The 18,258-nt window shown below is 60.5% G+C and carries 23 protein-coding genes; 18 read left to right on the plus strand and 5 right to left on the minus strand.

What is annotated here, in order from left to right:
• Positions 1 to 123 precede the first annotated feature (123 nt).
• The 3 genes from RS887_RS29340 to RS887_RS29350 all read left to right on the plus strand — a co-directional run bounded on the left by RS887_RS29340 (position 124) and on the right by RS887_RS29350 (position 1,346).
• Positions 124 to 822 (plus strand): AzlC family ABC transporter permease, encoded by a 699-nt coding sequence (locus RS887_RS29340; RefSeq protein WP_322618140.1) that lies wholly within the window; start codon positions 124 to 126, stop codon positions 820 to 822.
• Entirely contained in the window at positions 822 to 1,133 is a 312-nt protein-coding gene (locus tag RS887_RS29345) for an AzlD domain-containing protein (protein ID WP_322618258.1), read from the plus strand. The genes RS887_RS29340 and RS887_RS29345 overlap by 1 nt, the downstream gene beginning before the upstream one ends.
• Positions 1,134 to 1,199: 66 nt before the next feature.
• A complete protein-coding gene (locus tag RS887_RS29350) occupies positions 1,200 to 1,346 on the plus strand; it encodes a hypothetical protein (protein WP_322618141.1) in 147 nt (48 codons plus the stop codon).
• Between the two features lie 100 nt (positions 1,347 to 1,446).
• Here RS887_RS29350 and RS887_RS29355 read toward each other — a convergent pair whose 3' ends face one another.
• Positions 1,447 to 2,127, minus strand: coding sequence for an SOS response-associated peptidase family protein (locus RS887_RS29355; RefSeq protein ID WP_322618142.1), 681 nt, complete (start codon positions 2,125 to 2,127; stop codon positions 1,447 to 1,449).
• 196 nt (positions 2,128 to 2,323) lie between these two features.
• Here RS887_RS29355 and RS887_RS29360 point away from each other — a divergent pair, with 196 nt between their 5' ends.
• Positions 2,324 to 3,223: a polysaccharide deacetylase family protein gene (locus RS887_RS29360; RefSeq protein WP_322618143.1), complete on the plus strand. Its 900-nt coding sequence runs from the start codon at positions 2,324 to 2,326 to the stop codon at positions 3,221 to 3,223.
• Between the two features lie 116 nt (positions 3,224 to 3,339).
• Positions 3,340 to 3,579, plus strand: coding sequence for a DUF1652 domain-containing protein (locus RS887_RS29365; RefSeq protein ID WP_322618144.1), 240 nt, complete (start codon positions 3,340 to 3,342; stop codon positions 3,577 to 3,579).
• 74 nt (positions 3,580 to 3,653) lie between these two features.
• Here the strand turns inward: RS887_RS29365 and RS887_RS29370 are convergent, their stop codons facing one another.
• Positions 3,654 to 4,541, minus strand: coding sequence for a LysR family transcriptional regulator (locus tag RS887_RS29370; protein ID WP_322618145.1), 888 nt, complete (start codon positions 4,539 to 4,541; stop codon positions 3,654 to 3,656).
• 124 nt (positions 4,542 to 4,665) lie between these two features.
• Here RS887_RS29370 and RS887_RS29375 point away from each other — a divergent pair, with 124 nt between their 5' ends.
• The 10 genes from RS887_RS29375 (at position 4,666) to RS887_RS29420 (ending at position 13,424) form a co-directional block, all read left to right on the plus strand.
• On the plus strand, positions 4,666 to 5,805 hold the full coding sequence (locus tag RS887_RS29375) for a muconate cycloisomerase family protein (protein WP_322618146.1): 1,140 nt from the start codon (positions 4,666 to 4,668) through the stop codon (positions 5,803 to 5,805).
• A 10-nt stretch (positions 5,806 to 5,815) separates the two neighbouring features.
• Complete coding sequence (gene catC, locus RS887_RS29380; RefSeq protein WP_007978984.1) at positions 5,816 to 6,106, plus strand: muconolactone Delta-isomerase; 291 nt, start codon at positions 5,816 to 5,818, stop codon at positions 6,104 to 6,106.
• Positions 6,107 to 6,158: 52 nt separating this feature from the next.
• Complete coding sequence (gene catA, locus RS887_RS29385; RefSeq protein WP_322618147.1) at positions 6,159 to 7,088, plus strand: catechol 1,2-dioxygenase; 930 nt, start codon at positions 6,159 to 6,161, stop codon at positions 7,086 to 7,088.
• A 213-nt stretch (positions 7,089 to 7,301) separates the two neighbouring features.
• Positions 7,302 to 8,261, plus strand: a complete 960-nt coding sequence (locus RS887_RS29390; RefSeq protein WP_322618148.1) for an AraC family transcriptional regulator — start codon at positions 7,302 to 7,304, stop codon at positions 8,259 to 8,261.
• Positions 8,262 to 8,539: 278 nt separating this feature from the next.
• The gene (gene benA, locus RS887_RS29395; RefSeq protein WP_322618149.1) at positions 8,540 to 9,904 is read left to right on the plus strand and encodes a benzoate 1,2-dioxygenase large subunit; all 1,365 of its coding nucleotides are present in this window, start codon (positions 8,540 to 8,542) and stop codon (positions 9,902 to 9,904) included.
• Positions 9,901 to 10,389 (plus strand): benzoate 1,2-dioxygenase small subunit, encoded by a 489-nt coding sequence (gene benB, locus RS887_RS29400; RefSeq protein ID WP_322618150.1) that lies wholly within the window; start codon positions 9,901 to 9,903, stop codon positions 10,387 to 10,389. Before benA ends, benB begins: the two co-directional genes overlap by 4 nt.
• A 10-nt stretch (positions 10,390 to 10,399) precedes the next feature.
• A complete protein-coding gene (benC, locus tag RS887_RS29405) occupies positions 10,400 to 11,413 on the plus strand; it encodes a benzoate 1,2-dioxygenase electron transfer component BenC (RefSeq protein WP_322618151.1) in 1,014 nt (337 codons plus the stop codon).
• A gap of 178 nt (positions 11,414 to 11,591) precedes the next feature.
• Positions 11,592 to 12,365: a 1,6-dihydroxycyclohexa-2,4-diene-1-carboxylate dehydrogenase gene (locus tag RS887_RS29410; protein WP_322618152.1), complete on the plus strand. Its 774-nt coding sequence runs from the start codon at positions 11,592 to 11,594 to the stop codon at positions 12,363 to 12,365.
• Between the two features lie 42 nt (positions 12,366 to 12,407).
• Entirely contained in the window at positions 12,408 to 13,106 is a 699-nt protein-coding gene (locus tag RS887_RS29415) for an alpha/beta hydrolase (protein WP_322618153.1), read from the plus strand.
• A gap of 117 nt (positions 13,107 to 13,223) precedes the next feature.
• Complete coding sequence (locus RS887_RS29420) at positions 13,224 to 13,424, plus strand: DUF2188 domain-containing protein (protein ID WP_322618154.1); 201 nt, start codon at positions 13,224 to 13,226, stop codon at positions 13,422 to 13,424.
• Between the two features lie 51 nt (positions 13,425 to 13,475).
• On the opposite strand, the gene osmE is transcribed toward RS887_RS29420, so the two are convergent.
• Both osmE and RS887_RS29430 read right to left on the minus strand, forming a co-directional pair.
• A complete protein-coding gene (gene osmE / locus RS887_RS29425) occupies positions 13,476 to 13,826 on the minus strand; it encodes an osmotically-inducible lipoprotein OsmE (protein ID WP_322618155.1) in 351 nt (116 codons plus the stop codon).
• Between the two features lie 13 nt (positions 13,827 to 13,839).
• Positions 13,840 to 14,079 (minus strand): hypothetical protein, encoded by a 240-nt coding sequence (locus tag RS887_RS29430; protein WP_111285171.1) that lies wholly within the window; start codon positions 14,077 to 14,079, stop codon positions 13,840 to 13,842.
• Positions 14,080 to 14,347: 268 nt separating this feature from the next.
• Between RS887_RS29430 and RS887_RS29435 the strand changes: the two genes are divergently transcribed.
• On the plus strand, positions 14,348 to 14,683 hold the full coding sequence (locus tag RS887_RS29435; protein ID WP_322618156.1) for a hypothetical protein: 336 nt from the start codon (positions 14,348 to 14,350) through the stop codon (positions 14,681 to 14,683).
• A 59-nt stretch (positions 14,684 to 14,742) separates the two neighbouring features.
• Here RS887_RS29435 and RS887_RS29440 read toward each other — a convergent pair whose 3' ends face one another.
• Positions 14,743 to 15,303 carry an Rrf2 family transcriptional regulator gene (locus tag RS887_RS29440; protein ID WP_322618157.1) on the minus strand — a complete coding sequence of 187 codons (561 nt, stop codon included), beginning with the start codon at positions 15,301 to 15,303 and terminating at the stop codon, positions 14,743 to 14,745.
• Positions 15,304 to 15,622: 319 nt separating this feature from the next.
• On the opposite strand from RS887_RS29440, the gene RS887_RS29445 reads away from it, so the two are divergent.
• A complete protein-coding gene (locus RS887_RS29445; RefSeq protein ID WP_322618158.1) occupies positions 15,623 to 16,825 on the plus strand; it encodes an NAD(P)/FAD-dependent oxidoreductase in 1,203 nt (400 codons plus the stop codon).
• A gap of 133 nt (positions 16,826 to 16,958) precedes the next feature.
• Positions 16,959 to 18,248 carry an FAD-binding oxidoreductase gene (locus RS887_RS29450; protein WP_322618159.1) on the plus strand — a complete coding sequence of 430 codons (1,290 nt, stop codon included), beginning with the start codon at positions 16,959 to 16,961 and terminating at the stop codon, positions 18,246 to 18,248.
• Positions 18,249 to 18,258 lie beyond the last annotated feature (10 nt).

An 18,258-nucleotide genomic window follows, 5' to 3' on the forward strand; every position in this document is an offset into this window, starting at 1 on the left:
ACTTTGCCGAATCAAGCGGGCAGCCGATGAATGGCACGCCGTCGTATCAGTGAGCAAGATTGTTCAAGCCATTGGCCGCCATAGCTGGCAAAGTCTGGGGTCTTTCCCTGTCTGTAGAACGTCATGTCCAACTCAATGATGCCGCGCAGTGCCTTTCTGCGTGGCGCCGCGGCGATCATGCCGCTGTCCCTGGCCACTGCGCCCTGGGGTTTGCTGGCCGGCTCCATGGCCATCGAGGCCAACCTCACGCCCCTGCAAGGCCAGGGGCTGTCGAGCATCGTGTTTGCCGGGGCCGCGCAACTGGTGGCCATTGGCATGCTCAAGGGCGGTGCCGGGATCTTTTCGATTTTGCTCACCACGTTGCTGCTGACCTCCCAGCATCTGCTTTACGGCATGAGCATGCGCTCGGTGATTTCTCCGTTGCCGGGGCACTGGCGTGCAGGCCTGGGTTTTTTGCTCACCGATGAGTTGTTCGCCTTGACCTGCCAGCACGACAAGCAGCAATTCAACCGTTGGTACGCCTTGGGCGTGGGCCTGACGTTCTACATCGCCTGGAACCTGTTCACCCTGGCGGGCATTGTGCTCGGCAGCAGCATTCCGGGCCTCGAACATCTGGGCCTGGATTTCTCCATCGCGGCCACCTTCATTGCCCTGATCACCCCGGTGGTCCGCAACGTGCCGACCGTGGTGTGCGTGGCAGTCTCGCTGTTCTGCTCGGTGCTGTTCAGCTACTGGCAATGGGGCTCGGCGCTGGTGCTGTCGGGGTTGGCGGGCATGACCGCCGGGTTTGTCTGCAATAAATTCTACGGTGGACGCACATGATGGTCTGGGCAGTGATTTTCGGAATGGGCGTGTTGGTGTTCCTCAACCGCTATGTTTTTCTGGAACCGCGACTGCCGGTGCGCCTGAGCAGCAATGCCCGGCAATTCCTCGGGTTTGCCGTACCGGGCATGTTGACCGCCATCTGCGGGCCGATTGTGTTCATGCCGGAAAAACAGCTGAACCTGCAATGGGACAACCCTTATCTGATCAGCTCACTGGTCGCCGTTGGTCTGGTGCTCTACACCCGCAACACCTTGCTCAGCATGCTGTTGAGCATGGGGTTCTTCTTTTTGCTGCGCTGGTGGCTGTGAGCCGGTCGACGGAAACTGTTCTACGCTTAAAGTGGATGACCGATCCCTTCAGGAAGAGAGGTGAACATGGCCAATGACCCCAAGCGTCTGGACCCGGAAGAAGAAGAGGACGAACCCACGGAAGAAGAGATTGAGCAACAGAAGCGTTCGGTACCGGACTGGAAGCATCCTGACGACGGCAAGGAATTGTCAGAGCCAGACCGCAAGTTCTGAGCAGCGTGCGAATACCACAAGGCCTCGCCATTGAGCGGGGCTTTGTCATGTGACGTCCTGGAATTTCAGTTTGTAGACACAACTGTCGTTATTGATCGGTTCATGGAACTTCTTTAATCAGTGCGGCGCCCTGGTTCCTGACATTGCCAACGGCCTTGTCGACCTTGTACCACTCAAATGCGTTACTGACCTCGCCCTGGGACAGCGCCATTTCCTCGGCTCGTTCCTTGGGTGTGGCCGGGTCCAGCCATTCCCGCGCCAGCTCGGGCGAGAACACCACCGGGCGCCGGTCATGCACGTCAAGCATCCCGCCCGCGCTGTCGGCCGTCAGGATGACGAAACCGTCGTGCTCTCTGTGAGGGGCTCCGCCGATGGGGTACTGGCCGATGGCCGCGCAAAAAACCGGCGCCCGGTTCCGTCGCCGAATCAGCCACGGTTGTTTGTCGCCGTCACCGGCGTCGACCCATTCGAACCAGTTATCAATCGGGCAGATCGCGCGATGGGGCCAGATCGCCCGGAAGTACGGGCCGTGGGCGACTTTCTCGACCCGGGCATTGATCGGCGCCACGCGATCGGTCGCCCAGTGCGGGCGCCAACCCCAGCACACGGCGTCGGCGTGCAGCCGCTCATTTTCCAGGTGCAACAGGGCGAGTTGCGTGGTGGGCGCGGCGTTATAGTGCGCCAGGGGTTCGTTGCCGACGCGGTTGACCAGCGCGTCGGGGATGCTCAGCACCTTCACGAAATCGTGGATTCCACGGTATTGCGACAGTCGTCCGCACATGGCCTGACACTCTGGTTGAGCATTTTTTTCAGTTTAGTCGGTGGCGACGAAACGGGCTGGCAAGCACTGGAACCAAACTCTGTGTACCTTATCCAACCTCGGCTCGCCGTCTCGATGTGAGCTGACGACGGATGAACGGGCGAAGGATTCTTGCCAGTTGACGTATCGACCGTGATGGTCTGGCCCAAGGCAGAAGATGAAACAGTTGTTCAAGTGTTTAACGGTGTGCGCCCTGGCAGTGGGTCTGCTGGGCTGTATCGCAGCACCGATAGAAATGACTCCGCAGACCGAACAGCGTTTGCGCGAGCAACCTCCCATCCGGTTTCTGCTGACCTTCGATGACGGCCCCAGCGCATCGAGTTGGTGGAATCCGACCGTCACAGTGCTTGAGAGCCTGGCGCAAAACCCGCTGCAACTGGGCATCAAAGCCGTGTTCTTCGTGCAAACCCGTGCACCGCGAGCCGGCGGCAGCGAGTTGGGCCGGGACATCATGCGGCGTGAACACGCCGAAGGTCACATTCTGGGCTTCCACACGGCGACGCCCTGGCACACCAACCATCGCTCTCTGGAGCCACAAGCGCTGGAGCAGGCCCTGACCGATGGCAGCGTCGACATAGCGGCGATCACCGGCGCCCGCCCAATCCTGCTGCGCCCGCCATTCTGGAACTACGACAAACGCACTTTCGCCGCCTACCAGCAGCATGGCCTGCATGTACTGCTGACGGACTTGAGCGCCAATGACGGCAAGATCTGGGGCTTCAACGCCAGCCCCCGACGCCGGTCGCACATGCTGCGCTCGATGTCCGAAGTTCGCGAGCGCATTGCCCGCGGCGAATTGCCGGTGGTCGATGGCGTGATTCCGGTGGTGGTGACCTTCCACGACCTCAACCGTTATACCGCCCGGCATACCCGCGAGTACCTGCAGATACTGCTCGACAGCGCCCGGGAGACCGGAGTGAAAACCGCGGACAAGCCGTTTTACGACGATCAGGCCGCGTTGCTGCGGGCTGCCATGGCGCGAACCGTGCGCGACGATTCGCAACCTGTCGAGTTGCCGGGGTTCTGGAACTGGATCTGGGGTGCAAACACCCATTGAATACGTGCAGGCTTGAGTGCTGGACAACTCTCATTGCGAATGATTTCCGGAGCAGGATCGGCAAAGTGTATCTATCCTGAAACGAATCGAAATGACTGTTGCCCGAGGGACCGGCCATGCTTCCGATTTCAGTTCTTTGCAACATCGTAGAGTCCGGGTTTGCGCCGTTATCGTGCGAGTGCACGGAGAGTCTCGGATTGCTGCGCATCGAAGTCTACGACCCTGTCACCAGGCGGGTGGAGCTGTTGGTCAGCGGTGTTTCGACAGCCGAACTGACCAGCGTGCGCGCCGTCTCCGATTTAGTCGGCGAGTTGCGTACCAAGCTGAAGGCAGGGCGCCGGATCTTTGCGGGCTGATACCTCGCTGATCCGATGGCAACACTGGCTCTGTGGCGAGGGAGCAAGCTCCCTCGCCACAGGTATTCATTGCCTCAAGTCGCTGGCGGCAGCAGTTCATCAATCATCCGTAAACAATGGTTCAACCCCGGCGACACATCGCCCACCCGTCGGCTGAGAATGATCGGCGAGGTGGCGTTGTCTTCCAGCAGCGGGGTGAAGCCGATGTCGTCGCGGTGCAGCAACTGCACCGAGGCCGGCACCAGCGTAACCCCGATTCCTGCCCCCACCAGACCGATCGCCGTTTGCAGCTCGTTGGTCCATTGCGCGACGTGGATGCTCACGCCGTAGGACTCAAACAGGGCAATCACATGGTCGGCGTAACTCGGCCGTGGATTGCCGGGGTACAGCACAAAGGGTTCCTTTGCCAGTTCCCGCAGGCTGATGGGACCTGCGAGCAACGGGTGCCCGGCGGGCAGGGCGGCGACCAGGCGGTCTTCGGTGAGCACGGTCTGGACGATGGCCGGGTCGTCAATACGGATTCGGCCGAAACCAATGTCGATGCGCCCGGCCTTCAATGCCTGCACCTGTTGCAGGGTGGTCATTTCCGACAGGCCCAATTCCAGCTCCAGCGGCTCGCCACTGCGTAACCGTCGGATCAGTTCCGGCAGCACGCCATACAGTGTCGATGGCGCAAAGCCGATGCCCAGCCAGGTTTTCTCACCCGAGCCGATACGCCGCGTGTTGTCGCAGACCTTGTTCAGTTGTTCGAGCAGGGCGGTGGAGTGCTCATGGAAAAATCGCCCGGCGTCAGTCAGCTTCAGCGGTCGGCCGCGCTCCAGCAGCATCACCCCCAGTTCGTCCTCCAGTTGCTGGATCTGCCGGCTCAACGGCGGTTGGGCAATGTGCAGGCGCTCGGCGGCGCGGGTGAAGTTGAGGGTTTGAGCCAGCACCTGAAAGTAACGCAGGTGACGCAGTTCCATGGGACCTCCGGATTTTCAATTGAATACCTTTAAGGTATTAAACAAGACCAATTCTATATTGGCCGCCCGGAAAAAGCCGTATGAGAATCCGACTCAGAACTTCAAGAACCTGACGGGTATCGAAATGCTAGCAACCGCCATTGAGTCGATCGAGACGATCATCGTCGATCTGCCGACCATCCGCCCGCACAAGCTGGCGATGCACACCATGCAGAACCAGACCCTGGTGATCATTCGCGTGCGTTGCGCCGACGGTATCGAAGGTATCGGCGAGTCCACCACCATCGGTGGCCTGGCCTACGGCAATGAAAGCCCGGACAGCATCAAGACCAACATCGATACGCACTTCGCGCCGCTGTTGATCGGCCAGGACAGCGGCAACGTCAACGCCGCCATGTTGCGTCTGGAACGCAGCATCCGTGGCAACACCTTTGCCAAATCCGGTATCGAAACCGCGCTGCTCGACGCCCAGGGCAAACGCCTCGGCCTGCCGGTCAGCGAATTGCTCGGTGGCCGTGTTCGCGACTCGCTGCCCGTGGCCTGGACCCTGGCCAGCGGTGACACCGAAAAAGACATCGCCGAAGCGGAAAAAATGCTCGACCTGCGCCGCCATCGCATCTTCAAACTGAAGATCGGTGCCGGTGAGGTCAATCGCGATCTGGCCCATGTGATTGCCATCAAGAAAGCCCTGGGTGATCGCGCCAGCGTGCGGGTAGACGTCAACCAGGCGTGGGACGAAGCCGTCGCGATACGCGCCTGCCGAATCCTCGGTACCAACGGAATCGACCTGATCGAACAGCCGATCTCACGCAACAACCGCGCTGGCATGGCCCGCCTGAACGCCATGAGCCCGGCGCCGATCATGGCCGACGAATCCATCGAAAGCGTGGAAGATGCGTTCAACCTGGCCCGCGAAGGTGCGGCCTCGGTGTTCGCCCTGAAAATCGCCAAGAACGGTGGCCCACGCGCCGTGCTGCGCACCGCCTCCATCGCTGAAGCGGCCGGCATCGCCCTGTACGGCGGCACCATGCTTGAAGGCGGCTTGGGCACCATGGCTTCGGCCCATGCCTTTGTCACCCTGAACAAACTGGCGTGGGACACCGAGCTGTTCGGCCCGTTGCTGCTGACCGAAGACATTCTCAGCGAACCGCTGGTGTATCGCGATTTTGAACTGCACGTGCCGAAAACGCCGGGCCTGGGCCTGAGCCTGGATGAAGAGCGCCTGGCGTTCTTCCGCCGCGACAAGACCATTCATCAAGCCTGAGGAGAGCATTATGCTGTTCCACGTAAAAATGACCGTGAACCTGCCGGTCGACATGAATCCTGAAGCGGCCGCCAGACTCAAGGCTGACGAAAAGGCCCTGGCACAGCGCCTGCAAGAGCAGGGCAAGTGGCGCCACCTGTGGCGCATCGCCGGGCACTACGCCAACTACAGCGTGTTCGATGTCGACAGCGTTCAGGAACTGCATGACCTGCTGATGCAATTGCCACTGTTTCCGTACATGGCCATCGAAATCGACGCGATGTGCCGGCACCCTTCTTCCATCCGTGACGATGATCGCTGAGCCCAGCCTGCTCAGCGCTACGCTAATAATTACAAGATGAGGAACCTGCAAAATGAACGTCAAGATTTCCCACACTGCCGAAGTCCAGAAATTTCTCGAAGAGGCCAGCGGCCTGCTCAATGACGCCGGCAACCCGCGGACCAAGGCGCTGGTGTACCGCATCCTGCGTGACTCGGTGAACATCATCGAAGACCTGGCGGTGACCCCGGAAGAGTTCTGGAAAGCCGTCAACTACCTCAACGTGCTGGGTGCGCGCCAGGAGGCCGGGCTGATGGTGGCCGGGCTCGGTCTGGAGCATTACCTCGACCTGCTGATGGACGCCGAAGACGAACAGGCCGGCAAGTCCGGCGGCACACCGCGTACCATTGAAGGCCCGCTGTATGTGGCGGGCGCGCCACTGTCGGTCGGCGAAGCGCGCCTCGACGATGGCGTCGATCCGGGCGTGCCCCTGTTCATGCAAGGCCGCGTGTTCAACACTGCGGGTGAACCCCTGGCCGGCGCTGTCGTTGACGTCTGGCACGCCAACACCGGTGGTACCTACTCTTACTTCGATACCACGCAATCGGAATTCAATCTGCGTCGCCGTATCGTCACCGACGCCGAAGGCCGCTACCGTTTCCGCAGCATCGTGCCGTCGGGTTATGGCTGCCCGCCGGACGGTCCGACCCAGCAACTGCTCGATCAACTGGGCCGTCACGGCCAGCGCCCGGCGCACGTGCACTTCTTCATTTCCGCAGCGGATCATCGCCACCTGACGACCCAGATCAACCTCGATGGCGATCAGTACCTGCACGATGACTTTGCCTACGCCACACGCGACGAGTTGATTGCCAAAATCACCTTCAGCGACGATCAGCAGCGCGCGGCAGCCCATGGTGTGAGCGGTCGCTTTGCCGAAATCGAATTCGACTTCACCTTGCAGTCGTCTGCCCAGCCTGAAGAGCAACAGCGCCACGAGCGGGTTCGTGCACTCGAGAACTGATAGCAAATCCCTGTGGGATCACCACTCTGTGGGAGCGGGCTTGCTCGCGAAGGCGGAGTGTCAGTCAACGTTGAGGTTGAACCTGGCACCGCTTTCGCGAGCAAGCCCGCTCCCACAAGGGCTTTCGGTCAACGGTCCGGAAATATCTCAAGCCACGGATACACTGTTCTAGAATGCCCCGACGCAACTCATAACAAAAATCAGAGTGAGCCGATGATGCAAGCGCAATTGTTGAGCCAGCGCAGCCGGGTGTTCGACCAGGCCGACCCGTACGCGGTGTCGGGCTACGTCAATCAGCACGTCGGCAACCATTGCATCCTCATGCCCCGTACGGGACAGCCACTGGCCAGTCTCGACCATCGAAAGTTCGCCAGCCTCGACCTGTGCCGGATCAGCTACGGCGCGAGTGTACGGGTGACCTCGGGCGCACTGGAGAACATCTATCACCTGCAAGTGTTGTTGCGCGGCAATTGCCTGTGGCGCGGGCATGGCCAGGAACATTACTTCGCTCCCGGCGAACTGCTGCTGATCAACCCCGACGATCCGGTGGACCTGACGTACTCCGACGATTGCGAAAAATTCATCCTGAAGATCCCCACCCGGTTGTTCGAGTCGGTTTGCGATGAGCAGCGCTGGCAGTATCCGGGGCAGGGCGTACGGTTCCTGGAGAACCGCTATCAATTGGGCGAGCTGGAAGGTTTCATCAACCTGCTGGCGATGATTTGCCAGGAAGCGGAGGCCACCGAACAGATTGCCAGGGTGCAGGAGCATTACGCACAGATCATCACCAGCAAGATGCTGAGCCTGATGAAAACCAACGTCAGCCGCCTCGAGCCCGGTTCCCAGACCGCCACCTTCGAAGCCATTGCCGACTATATCGCGAGCAATCTCAAGCGGGACATCGACAGCGAGGAACTGGCGCGACAGGCGCACATGAGTTTGCGCTCGTTGTATGGCCTGTTCGAACGCAATGCCGGCCTGACGCCGAAAAACTACCTGCGCCAGAAGCGTCTGGAGCGCATCAATGCCTGCCTGAGCGACCCGACCTGCAACGTGCGCAACGTCACGGAGGTGGCCATGGACTACGGCTTCCTGCACCTGGGACGATTCTCCGACAGCTACCGCAAGCAGTTCGGCGAGTTGCCGTCGGATACCCTCAAGCGCCGGCATTGAGGCCGACACTTCCAACATTCATGTCGCCTGACCCGACGCCTTCGCGGGCAAGCCCGCTCCCACAGGTTTAGTGGTTGGACACAAGTTTTGCGTTCAACCGAAATCACTGTGGGAGCGGGCTTGCCCGCGAAGTGGCCTTTACATTCAGCATTGATGTCGCCTGACACAACGCTGACCCCTGCACAAAACGGATAAAGGTCTGCACCCCGCGGATATTCCAGCCTGATCCCCCGTCCTAGCATGGCCCTGCCTGAACAATAACAATGGAGGCGGCGGCCATGACCCTGCGACCCGAATATTTGCATTCCCTGCTTGAAGACGATCCCGAGCAGGGCCTCTATCGCTGCAAGCGCGAGATGTTCACCGACCCCCGGTTGTTCGATCTGGAGATGCAGCACATCTTCGAAGGCAACTGGCTCTATCTGGCCCACGAAAGCCAGATCCCCAACATCAACGATTTCTACACCACCACCATGGGACGCCAGTCGATCTTCATCGCGCGCAACAAGGACGGTGTACTGAACGCGTTCATCAATGCCTGTAGCCATCGCGGCGCGACCCTGTGTCGGCACAAGTCCGGCAACAAGAGCTCCTACACCTGTCCGTTCCACGGCTGGACCTTCAACAACTCCGGCAAGCTGCTCAAGGTCAAGGATCCGGCCCAGGCGGGCTACCCGGCGAGCTTCAACTGCGAAGGCTCCCACGACCTGACCCGCGTGGCGCGTTTCGAGTCTTATCGCGGCTTCCTGTTCGGCAGCCTCAACGCCGATGTGCTGCCGCTGGTGGAACACCTGGGCGAGTCGGCGAAGATCATTGACATGATCGTCGACCAATCTCCCGACGGCCTGGAGGTGCTGCGCGGATCTTCGAGCTACATCTACGAAGGCAACTGGAAGCTCACCGCCGAGAACGGCGCCGACGGCTACCACGTCAGCTCCGTACACTGGAACTACGCCGCCACCCAGAACCAGCGCAAGCAGCGCGAAGCCGGCGACAGCAACCCGACCATGAGTGCCGGCAGCTGGGCCAAGCAGGGCGGCGGTTTCTACTCCTTCGACAAGGGCCACATGCTGCTCTGGACCCGCTGGGCCAACCCTGAGGATCGCCCGCTGTACGAGCGTCGTGACGAACTCGCCCAGGATTTCGGCAAGGCCCGCGCCGACTGGATGATCGAGAACTCGCGCAACCTGTGCCTGTACCCCAACGTGTACCTGATGGACCAGTTCAGCTCGCAGATCCGCATCGCCCGGCCGATCTCGGTCAACCGCACGGAAATCACCATCTACTGCATCGCCCCCAAGGGTGAAAGCGATCACGCCCGTTCCAGCCGGATCCGTCAGTACGAAGACTTCTTCAACGTCAGCGGCATGGCCACGCCGGACGATCTGGAGGAATTCCGTTCCTGCCAGACCAGCTACCAGGGCAGTGTCACCACCTGGAACGACATGTCCCGTGGCGCCGAACACTGGATTGAAGGCGCCGACGAGGCGGCGAAAGAAATCGACCTGCACCCGCTGCTCAGCGGCGTACGCACCGAAGACGAGGGCCTGTTCGTGCTGCAACACAAGTACTGGCAGCAGACCATGCTCAAGGCCCTGGCGGCCGAGCAGTCGAAGTTGATCGCCGTGGAGGACGTGCAATGAGCATTTCCTTTGACACCGTGCGCGACTTTCTCTACCGCGAAGCGCGTTACCTCGATGATCGGCAGTGGGATGAGTGGCTGGAGCTTTACGCCCCGGACGCAACGTTCTGGATGCCGTCCTGGGACGATAACGACGAGTTGACCGAGGACCCGCAGCGGGAAATCTCGCTGATCTGGTACGGCAACCGCACCGGCCTGGAAGACCGCATCTTCCGCATCAAGACCGAGCGCTCCAGCGCCAGCGTGCCGGACACCCGCACGTCTCACAACATCAGCAACATCGAGCTGCTCGAACAGGCCGACGGCTTGTGCAAGGTGCGTTTCAACTGGCACACCCTGAGTTTTCGCTACAAGACCGTCGACAGCTATTTCGGCAGCAGTTTCTACACCCTCGACCTGCGCGGTGAAAACCCGCAGATCTTGGCCAAGAAAGTGATCCTGAAGAACGACTACGTTCGTCAGGTCATCGATGTTTACCACTTGTGAGGCGGCCGTCATGACCCATTCCATCGCGTTCAACTTTGAAGACGGCGTCACCCGTTTCATCGACGCCAATGCCGGCGAAACCGTGGCCGACGCCGCGTACCGCCAGGGCATCAACATCCCGCTGGACTGCCGCGACGGCGCCTGTGGTACCTGCAAGTGTTTTGCCGAGGCTGGCCAATACGACTTGGGTGAGGAGTACATCGAAGACGCCCTCAGCCCTGAAGAGGCCGAGCAGGGTTTTGTCCTGACCTGCCAGATGCGCGCCCGGAGTGACTGCGTGGTGCGGGTGCCGACATCCTCGGAAGTCTGCCGTACCCGCCAGGCCAGCTACGACGCGACCATCAGCGCCGTGCGCCAGTTGTCCGACAGCACCATCGCGCTGTCGATCAAGGGTGAGTCCTTGAGCAAACTGGCGTTCCTGCCGGGGCAATACATGAACCTGGGGATTCCCGGCAGCGAGCAGACCCGTGCGTATTCGTTCAGTTCGTTGCAGCGCGATGGCGAGGTCAGCTTCCTGATCCGCAACGTGCCGGGTGGCTTGATGAGCCGTTTCCTCACCGGCATGGCCAAGGCCGGCGACAGCATGCGCCTGGCCGGACCGTTGGGCAGTTTTTACCTGCGTGATATTCGCCGTCCGTTGCTGCTGTTGGCCGGTGGCACCGGGCTGGCGCCGTTCACCGCGATGCTGGAGAAGATCGCCGAGCAGGGCAGCGATCACCCGCTGCATCTGATCTATGGCGTGACCCACGATTTCGATCTGGTGGAGCTCGATCGCCTGGAAGCCTTCGCGGCGCGCATCCCCAACTTCACCTTCAGTGCCTGCGTCGCCAGCCCCGAGAGCCAGCATCCGCTCAAGGGCTACGTGACCCAGCACATCGAACCCAAGCATTTGAACGATGGCGACGTCGACGTTTACCTGTGCGGCCCGCCGCCGATGGTCGAGGCTGTCAGCCGGTACATTGGCGAGCAAGGCATCAAGCCGGCGAATTTTTACTTTGAGAAATTCGCCGCCAGCGCGACTTGAGTCGTGCACAAATTCCCTGCCAGGCAACTGCCCAATGTGGGAGCGGGCTTGCTCGCGAAAGCGATCTGACAGGGGACACTGTTGTTGAATGTTACGGCCTCTTCGCGAGCAAGCCCGCTCCCACAGGACCGCGTTTGACCTGCATTACTTTAATTGGTCGGATTTTTTTGAGGTTGCCATGAACAGATTTCACGAAAAAGTCGCACTGATCACCGGCGCTGCCCAAGGCATCGGGCGGCGGGTGGCCGAGCGTATGGCCGCGGAAGGGGCGAAGCTGATCCTGGTGGATCGTTCCGAACTGGTGTTCGAAGTGCAGCAACACCTGGCGCCGGCCAGCCAGGTTCTGGCCCTGACCGCCGACCTTGAGCAATACGAGGAATGCTGCCAGGTGATGCAAACCGCCGTCGAGCGATTCGGTCGTCTTGACGTGTTGATCAATAACGTCGGCGGCACGATCTGGGCCAAGCCGTTCGAGCACTATGCAGCGTCGCAGATCGAGGCCGAGGTTCGCCGTTCACTGTTTCCAACCTTGTGGTGTTGCCATGCGGCGCTGCCGTTCATGCTGGAGCAGGGCAGCGGGGCGATCGTCAACGTCTCCTCCATCGCCACCCGCAGTCTCAACCGTGTGCCCTACGGTGCGGCAAAGGGTGGGGTGAATGCCTTGACCGCTTGTCTGGCGTTTGAAACCGCCGGTCGTGGCGTGCGGGTCAACGCCACTGCACCTGGCGGCACCGAAGCGCCGCCGCGACGCATACCGCGCAACGGTGCCGAGCAGAGTGAGCAGGAAAAACACTGGTACCAGCAGATCGTCGACCAGACCCTCGACAGCAGTTTGATGAAACGCTACGGCACGCTGGATGAGCAGGCGGGGGCTATTCTGTTTCTGGCCAGCGACGAAGCGTCCTATATCACCGGCATGGTCATGCCCGTGGGCGGCGGCGATCAGGGCTGACGCGAGCGACAAACAACCCCATCCGCAATCGGAGACATGATGATGAGTGTCAAACCCACGATCGTGCTGGTCCATGGTTTTTGGGGCGGTGCTGCCCACTGGAACAAGGTCATCGTCAAATTGCTCAGCCGGGGTGACACGCACATTCGTGCCGTCGAATTGCCGCTGACGTCCCTGGCCGAGGATGCCGAGCGTACGCGCAAGATGGTCGCCCAGGTGCCGGGGCCGGTACTGCTGGTGGGGCATTCCTATGGTGGTGCGGTGATTACCGAAGCCGGCGACCAGCCGAATGTGGTGGGCCTGGTGTACATCGCCGCCTTCGCGCCGGATGCCGGTGAAAGCCCCGGTGGCATCACGCAACGGCATCTGCCTGCGGCGGCGGCCAACCTGGCTCCCGACAGCGACGGATACCTGTGGGTCAAGCCTGAGCTCTATCACGAAAGTTTCTGCCAGGACCTGCCGGCGACCGAAGGGTTGGTCATGGGGCTCACCCAGAAAGCGCCGCTGGCGAGTACCTTCGGTGACACCATCAGCACCGTGGCCTGGAAGAACAAACCATCGTGGTATCAGATTTCCACCGTAGACCGGATGATCGCGCCGCAAAACCAGCAATGGATGGCCGACCGGCTGAACCCCCGGGAGATTCTGACCTTGAATGCCAGCCATGCGTCATTGGCGTCGATGCCCGCCGAAGTGGCGGCTTTGATCGACAGGGCAGCGACGGCGTTGGCCGAGGGCTAGTGTCCAAATGCAACCGGAATGGGGAATTTTCCTGGCGACGTCTGGTCGGTATTTCACAGAAGGGTGGGTGTAAGGTAAGCAAGCCAACCTGAGAACACTGCCCAGGAGGAGGTGACTATGAGCGTTCCGATGTTGAACAAAATGCACATGAACGGTTACGACGTACTCAGCGTGAACAACGGCCCCTGGCGGGTATGCACCCAGGGTGACCGGCTTGGCTCGTTCGACAGTCGAGAAGAGGCACTGGCGTTTGCCGCGTCACTGCCCGGCTACAAGGCGCGAACCACCCGGCCTGCGCGCAGCCACCAGGCTAAATGAAAGCAGGCTTGAAGCCCCGGTCCGCCGGGGCTTTTGCTGTATGGGGCAGGGTCAGTAGCCTCCGCCTCCGCTGCTTCGGGCAGGTTCCCGGGCTTTTTGCTGCATGTGGCTCCACTCCGCGCAGGTCATGAAGCTCTTGTGGTCGACCATGCCGCGGCCGTCGAAGCTGACGTTGTAGGACTGCTGATGACCGGCCTGAGTCAGTCTGTAGTCAAAGCACGTACCGGGTTCGACGGTGCGATCGCTGACCGCCAGGGGCTGGCCGCCGATTTGCCGGACTTGCTCCTGGCTCATGCCGGTGTCGACTTTCGCAACCAGCGGCTGGTCCTGGTAGATCGAGTTGGTGCTGCAGCCTGCCAACGCGGTCAGTGCAACGACCAGCGTGAATAGAGGCCTGTTCATGGCAGCGCTCCCGCTATTGAGCCTTGTTGCGGCTAATGACCTTGGCTTTCACTTCCTCGGCGTAGCCGGACAGTTTTTCTTCATCACCCTGAAATAAAGAACACAGTCTTTGAACGGCTTGTGCGTCGATCTCGTTCCCGAGCAGGCGCAATTGCTGCTCTATGCGCAGAAGCTCCACTGCCGACCAGCGCAAATCTGATGCAAGCCCTTGCAGATCACGCCGAAGTTCCTGTTCCGATTCGTTAAGCCACATGATGACCTCCTGAATTCTGCACTACGGAATTTTAGACCTGTTTAACCGACCGGACGTTGTGTTCGTCTGAATCAGCGAGGTTTCCTTCGGTCGGGAAAATAAACGCGAACGTGAAAGTACGCTGTTCTACTCAAGGAAGATGGATGGCTTATCTGAATTCAAGGAACTAACGGGTGGAGCCGATATCAATGACAGTCGCCGAATCGTTGGGATGGATGTACGGGCGACAGCGAGCTACATTTTCTTTTTTCGAATCTAAGGAAGCAGCATGCGGATGTTGATGGGGGGAGTCGTGCTGGCATTGCTGGCCGGGTGTTCATTGCCGGCGTCGCTGGTTCCGGGCGAGCCGAATGTCAGCAAGCACAGCGCGAAAGCGCCAAAAGAGTATGCAGCGTGTGTGTTGCCTGCCTGGCAACAGGAAGTACCGAATACGACCCAGGTTTCGATATCCAACGGATATCGGATCACCGCACCCAGCGTGATTACGGCCGATGAAGTGCTGGATATCGTGAAGTACAAGGATGGCAGCCAGATTTCGCTGTACCAGGGGCCACCCTGGGCCAAATCCGGCGACCTGCGCAAAATCGTGCGCGACTGTTTGTAAGCGCGGGAGAGTGAAAAAAACCGGATGCCTGGCGTGCATCCGGTTTTTTTGTGTGTGGATCAGTCTGAAAGATTGGTCGCCGGAATGAGTTGCTCACTGGCCTGAGCGGCACTTTTCCGTTCCCGACGCTCGTTCATCCAGTTTTCCACCTTTACACCGAATTCCGGTGGGGCTTTGCGCCCGAGTTTCCTGGCGATGTCCAGAATGGTCTGTTGGGCGAGGGCCTCTTCCATTCGTTTCTGCGCAACCATCATCGCGCCATGGACCGCACACGGACCGTCCAGTGCCCATTCGGGTGGGGCACCGTCAAACACCGCGCAACGGCCACGGATCTCCCGACAATCGAAAATCGCCTTGCGACCGTCGATGGCGTTGACGATATCCAGCAGGGTGATTTCGTCAGCGGGCCGGGCCAGCTTGAAGCCGCCGCGCATGCCTTCGGTGGCGACCACCAGTTTGCCTTTGGCCAGTTTGGTGAAGATTTTCGCCAGATAGTCCAGGGGAACGCCTTGCAGTTCGGCAAGGTCACGCACGCTCGCCTCGCGCGAGTCGCCGCCATTGCCGACGAGAAAAAGCAGGCAGTGGATGCCGTACTCGACACCCGCGCTGTAAAGAGACATGCATATCTCCGACTTGATTAGTCGCCAATTCTAGCAGCCTGAAGTAAGCCAGGCAATGAATCGTCGCGTCCTGAATTTTCTTTTCCAGCTTGAAAGGTCGGCGTTATGCGCTTTCTTGAGCCTTTTCTGTCGAGGCATCGGCGCCCTCGATGCCGGTCATCAAAAAAAACGGGTTGCAGGATTAAACATGGATCAATACAGTCGTAGTTATTCGAGCGGCACAGGTGAGCGATTCTCGAAGCACACCGACCTCATGCTCGCTCCCGATGAGCGTGCCCCATAACGATTGAAAACACTTGGTTATCCCCTGGAGTTAAAGATGAAACAGCACATTCTGGTGATCGGCGCAGGTTTCGGTGGCATGTGGACCGCATTGAGCGCCACGCGTCTGTTCGATATTCACGGCCACGACGACGTTGAAGTGACCGTGCTGGCGCCTCAGGCCGAGCTGCGTGTACGCCCGCGCTTCTACGAGCCGAACGCCCACCAATTGGCCGCGCCGATCGGCGATCTGTTTGATGCTGTGGGGGTCAGGTTCATCAAGGGCGCGGCGCAGACCATCGACGTCGAACAAAAGCAGGTCGGTTATGTCGATGCCGCAGGGACCCGACACGTCTGCAGCTACGACAAACTCGTTCTGGCTACCGGCAGCCGCCTGGCTTCGCCGAACACTCCGGGTGTGGCCGAACATGCGTTCGATGTCGATCAGATCGAACAGGCCGTGCGTCTGGAAAACCACCTCAAGGCGCTGGCCAACCAGCCCGAAAGCAAGGCACGCAACACGGTGGTGGTGGCCGGTGGCGGTTTCACCGGGATCGAAACGGCGACTGAAATGCCGACCCGCCTGCGGACCATCTTCGGCGACCGTGCCGACATCAATGTGATCATCGTTGACCGCGGCGATAAGGTTGGCGGCTCGATGGGTGAGCAAATCGCAGAGTCGATCGTCGAGGCCAGCGTGGCGACCGGCGTGAAATGGCACTTGAAAGCCTCGGTCGTGTCGGTCGATGCCAACGGCGTGACCCTGTCCGACGGTGCTCGTATCGATGCCAAAACCGTGGTCTGGACCACCGGCGTTCGCGCCAGCTCCCTGACCGAGCAGATTCCGGCCGAACGCGATCACCTGGGCCGTCTGCATGTCGACGCCCACCTGAAAGTCATGGGCCAGGACGACATCTTCGCCACTGGCGACGTTGCCTGTGCGGCCAGTGACGAGATCGGCAACTACGCCTTGATGACCTGCCAGCACGCGATTTCCCTGGGCCGCCATGCCGGCAACAACGTCGCCGCGCAGATTCTCGGTGTCGACCCGACGCCGTACAGCCAGCCGAAGTACGTGACCTGCCTCGATCTGGGCGCCTGGGGCGCGGTCTACACCGAGGGCTGGGATCGTCAGGTCAAGTTGGTCAAGCATGAAGCCAAGGCACTGAAGACGCAGATCAACACCCAGTGGATCTACCCGCCAGCGGCTGACCGTGCCACTGCATTGGCTTCGGCGGATCCGATGATTCCCGTGGCCTGATTCGAACATCGCACCTGAATAAAAAATCCCGCTCGGGTTCGCCTGAGCGGGATTTTTTACGCCTTGATTGCCTGTGTGAAATTTACCGTGTATTTTTTCATGAAATTACAAATACAAAATTTCACGAGGCCGTATGTTTCAGCAATCCACCCGGCATGTCGCCAGTTACTACGCCCATACTTGCGCCGATCGTCTGGTCGATCGAGCTGCACTGGAAGGTGAACAAGACACCGAAGTGCTGATCATCGGGGCCGGTTTCAGTGGCTTGCACACGGCGTTACGCCTGGCGCTGGCCGGCAAGCGCGTGACCTTGCTCGAAGCCAGCCGGGTGGCGTGGGCCGCGTCCGGGCGTAATGGCGGGCAGGCAATTCTCGGCTGGTCGTGCGACATGCCACCGCTGAAAGCGGCGCTGGGATACGAGCGGGCGCGACGATTGTGGGACGGTATGCGCTGGGCCGCGCGCGAACTGCGTGATTTGCCCGGTCGCCATGAGTTCGACTGCGACTACCGCGCCGGCCATCTCTGGACCTCGGTGATGCCGCGGCGAGTGGGGCTGCTGACCGAGTGGCAACACGAGGCGAGCCACAAGTGGGGACACGACAAACTGCAATTTATCGAGCGTAGCGATTTGCCGCGGTGGGTCGCCAGCGAGCGTTATCAGGCCGGCCTGTTCGATCCTGAGGGTGGGCATTTGAACCCGCTGAAACTGGCCCTGGGCCTCGCGGATGCGATTGAGCGGGCCGGTGGCCGCATCCACGAGCAAAGCAAGGCGCTGAGTTATGGCGAGGAGGGCGATGGCTTTGTGGTGACCACCGAGCGCGGTCGTATTCGCGCCGATGTGCTGGTGCTGGCCTGCAACGCTTACCTCGATCGACTCGACCCGCAACTGGCCAGTTGCGTGTTGCCGGTCGGGACGTATCAGGTCGCGACCGCGCCGCTGACGACGGAGCAAGCCACCGCGCTGCTGCCGAGTAACGTGTGCGTGACCGACAATCAGTTCGTGCTCGATTATTTCCGGCGCACCCCGGATAACCGCCTGCTGTTCGGCGGCGGTTGCACTTACCTGGGCGGGATGCCCAAGGACATCGCCGCGGCGACCCGGCCGTTCCTGGAGCGCGTGTTCCCGCAGCTTACGGGCGTCGAACTGGAGTTTGCCTGGGGCGGCCACATCGACCTGACCCTCAAGCGCACGCCGGATATCGGACGGCGCGGTGACCTGTACTGGATGCAGGGGTATTCCGGGCATGGCGTGCTGCCGACCCTGGCCGCGGCGCGGGCGGTGTCCGACGCGGTACTCGGTCAGCCCGACGAGCTGTCCCTGTACCAGGGCCTGAACAACGGCAGTTTCCCCGGCGGCAAATACCTGGCCGCGCCGCTGGAAGCCATCGGCAAGGCCTGGTATCGACTGCGCGACAGTATTTGAAGCGACACTT

The sequence above is a fragment of the Pseudomonas sp. BIC9C genome (genome assembly GCF_034541995.1).
Taxonomy (GTDB): Bacteria; Pseudomonadota; Gammaproteobacteria; order Pseudomonadales; family Pseudomonadaceae; genus Aquipseudomonas; species Aquipseudomonas fluorescens_CC.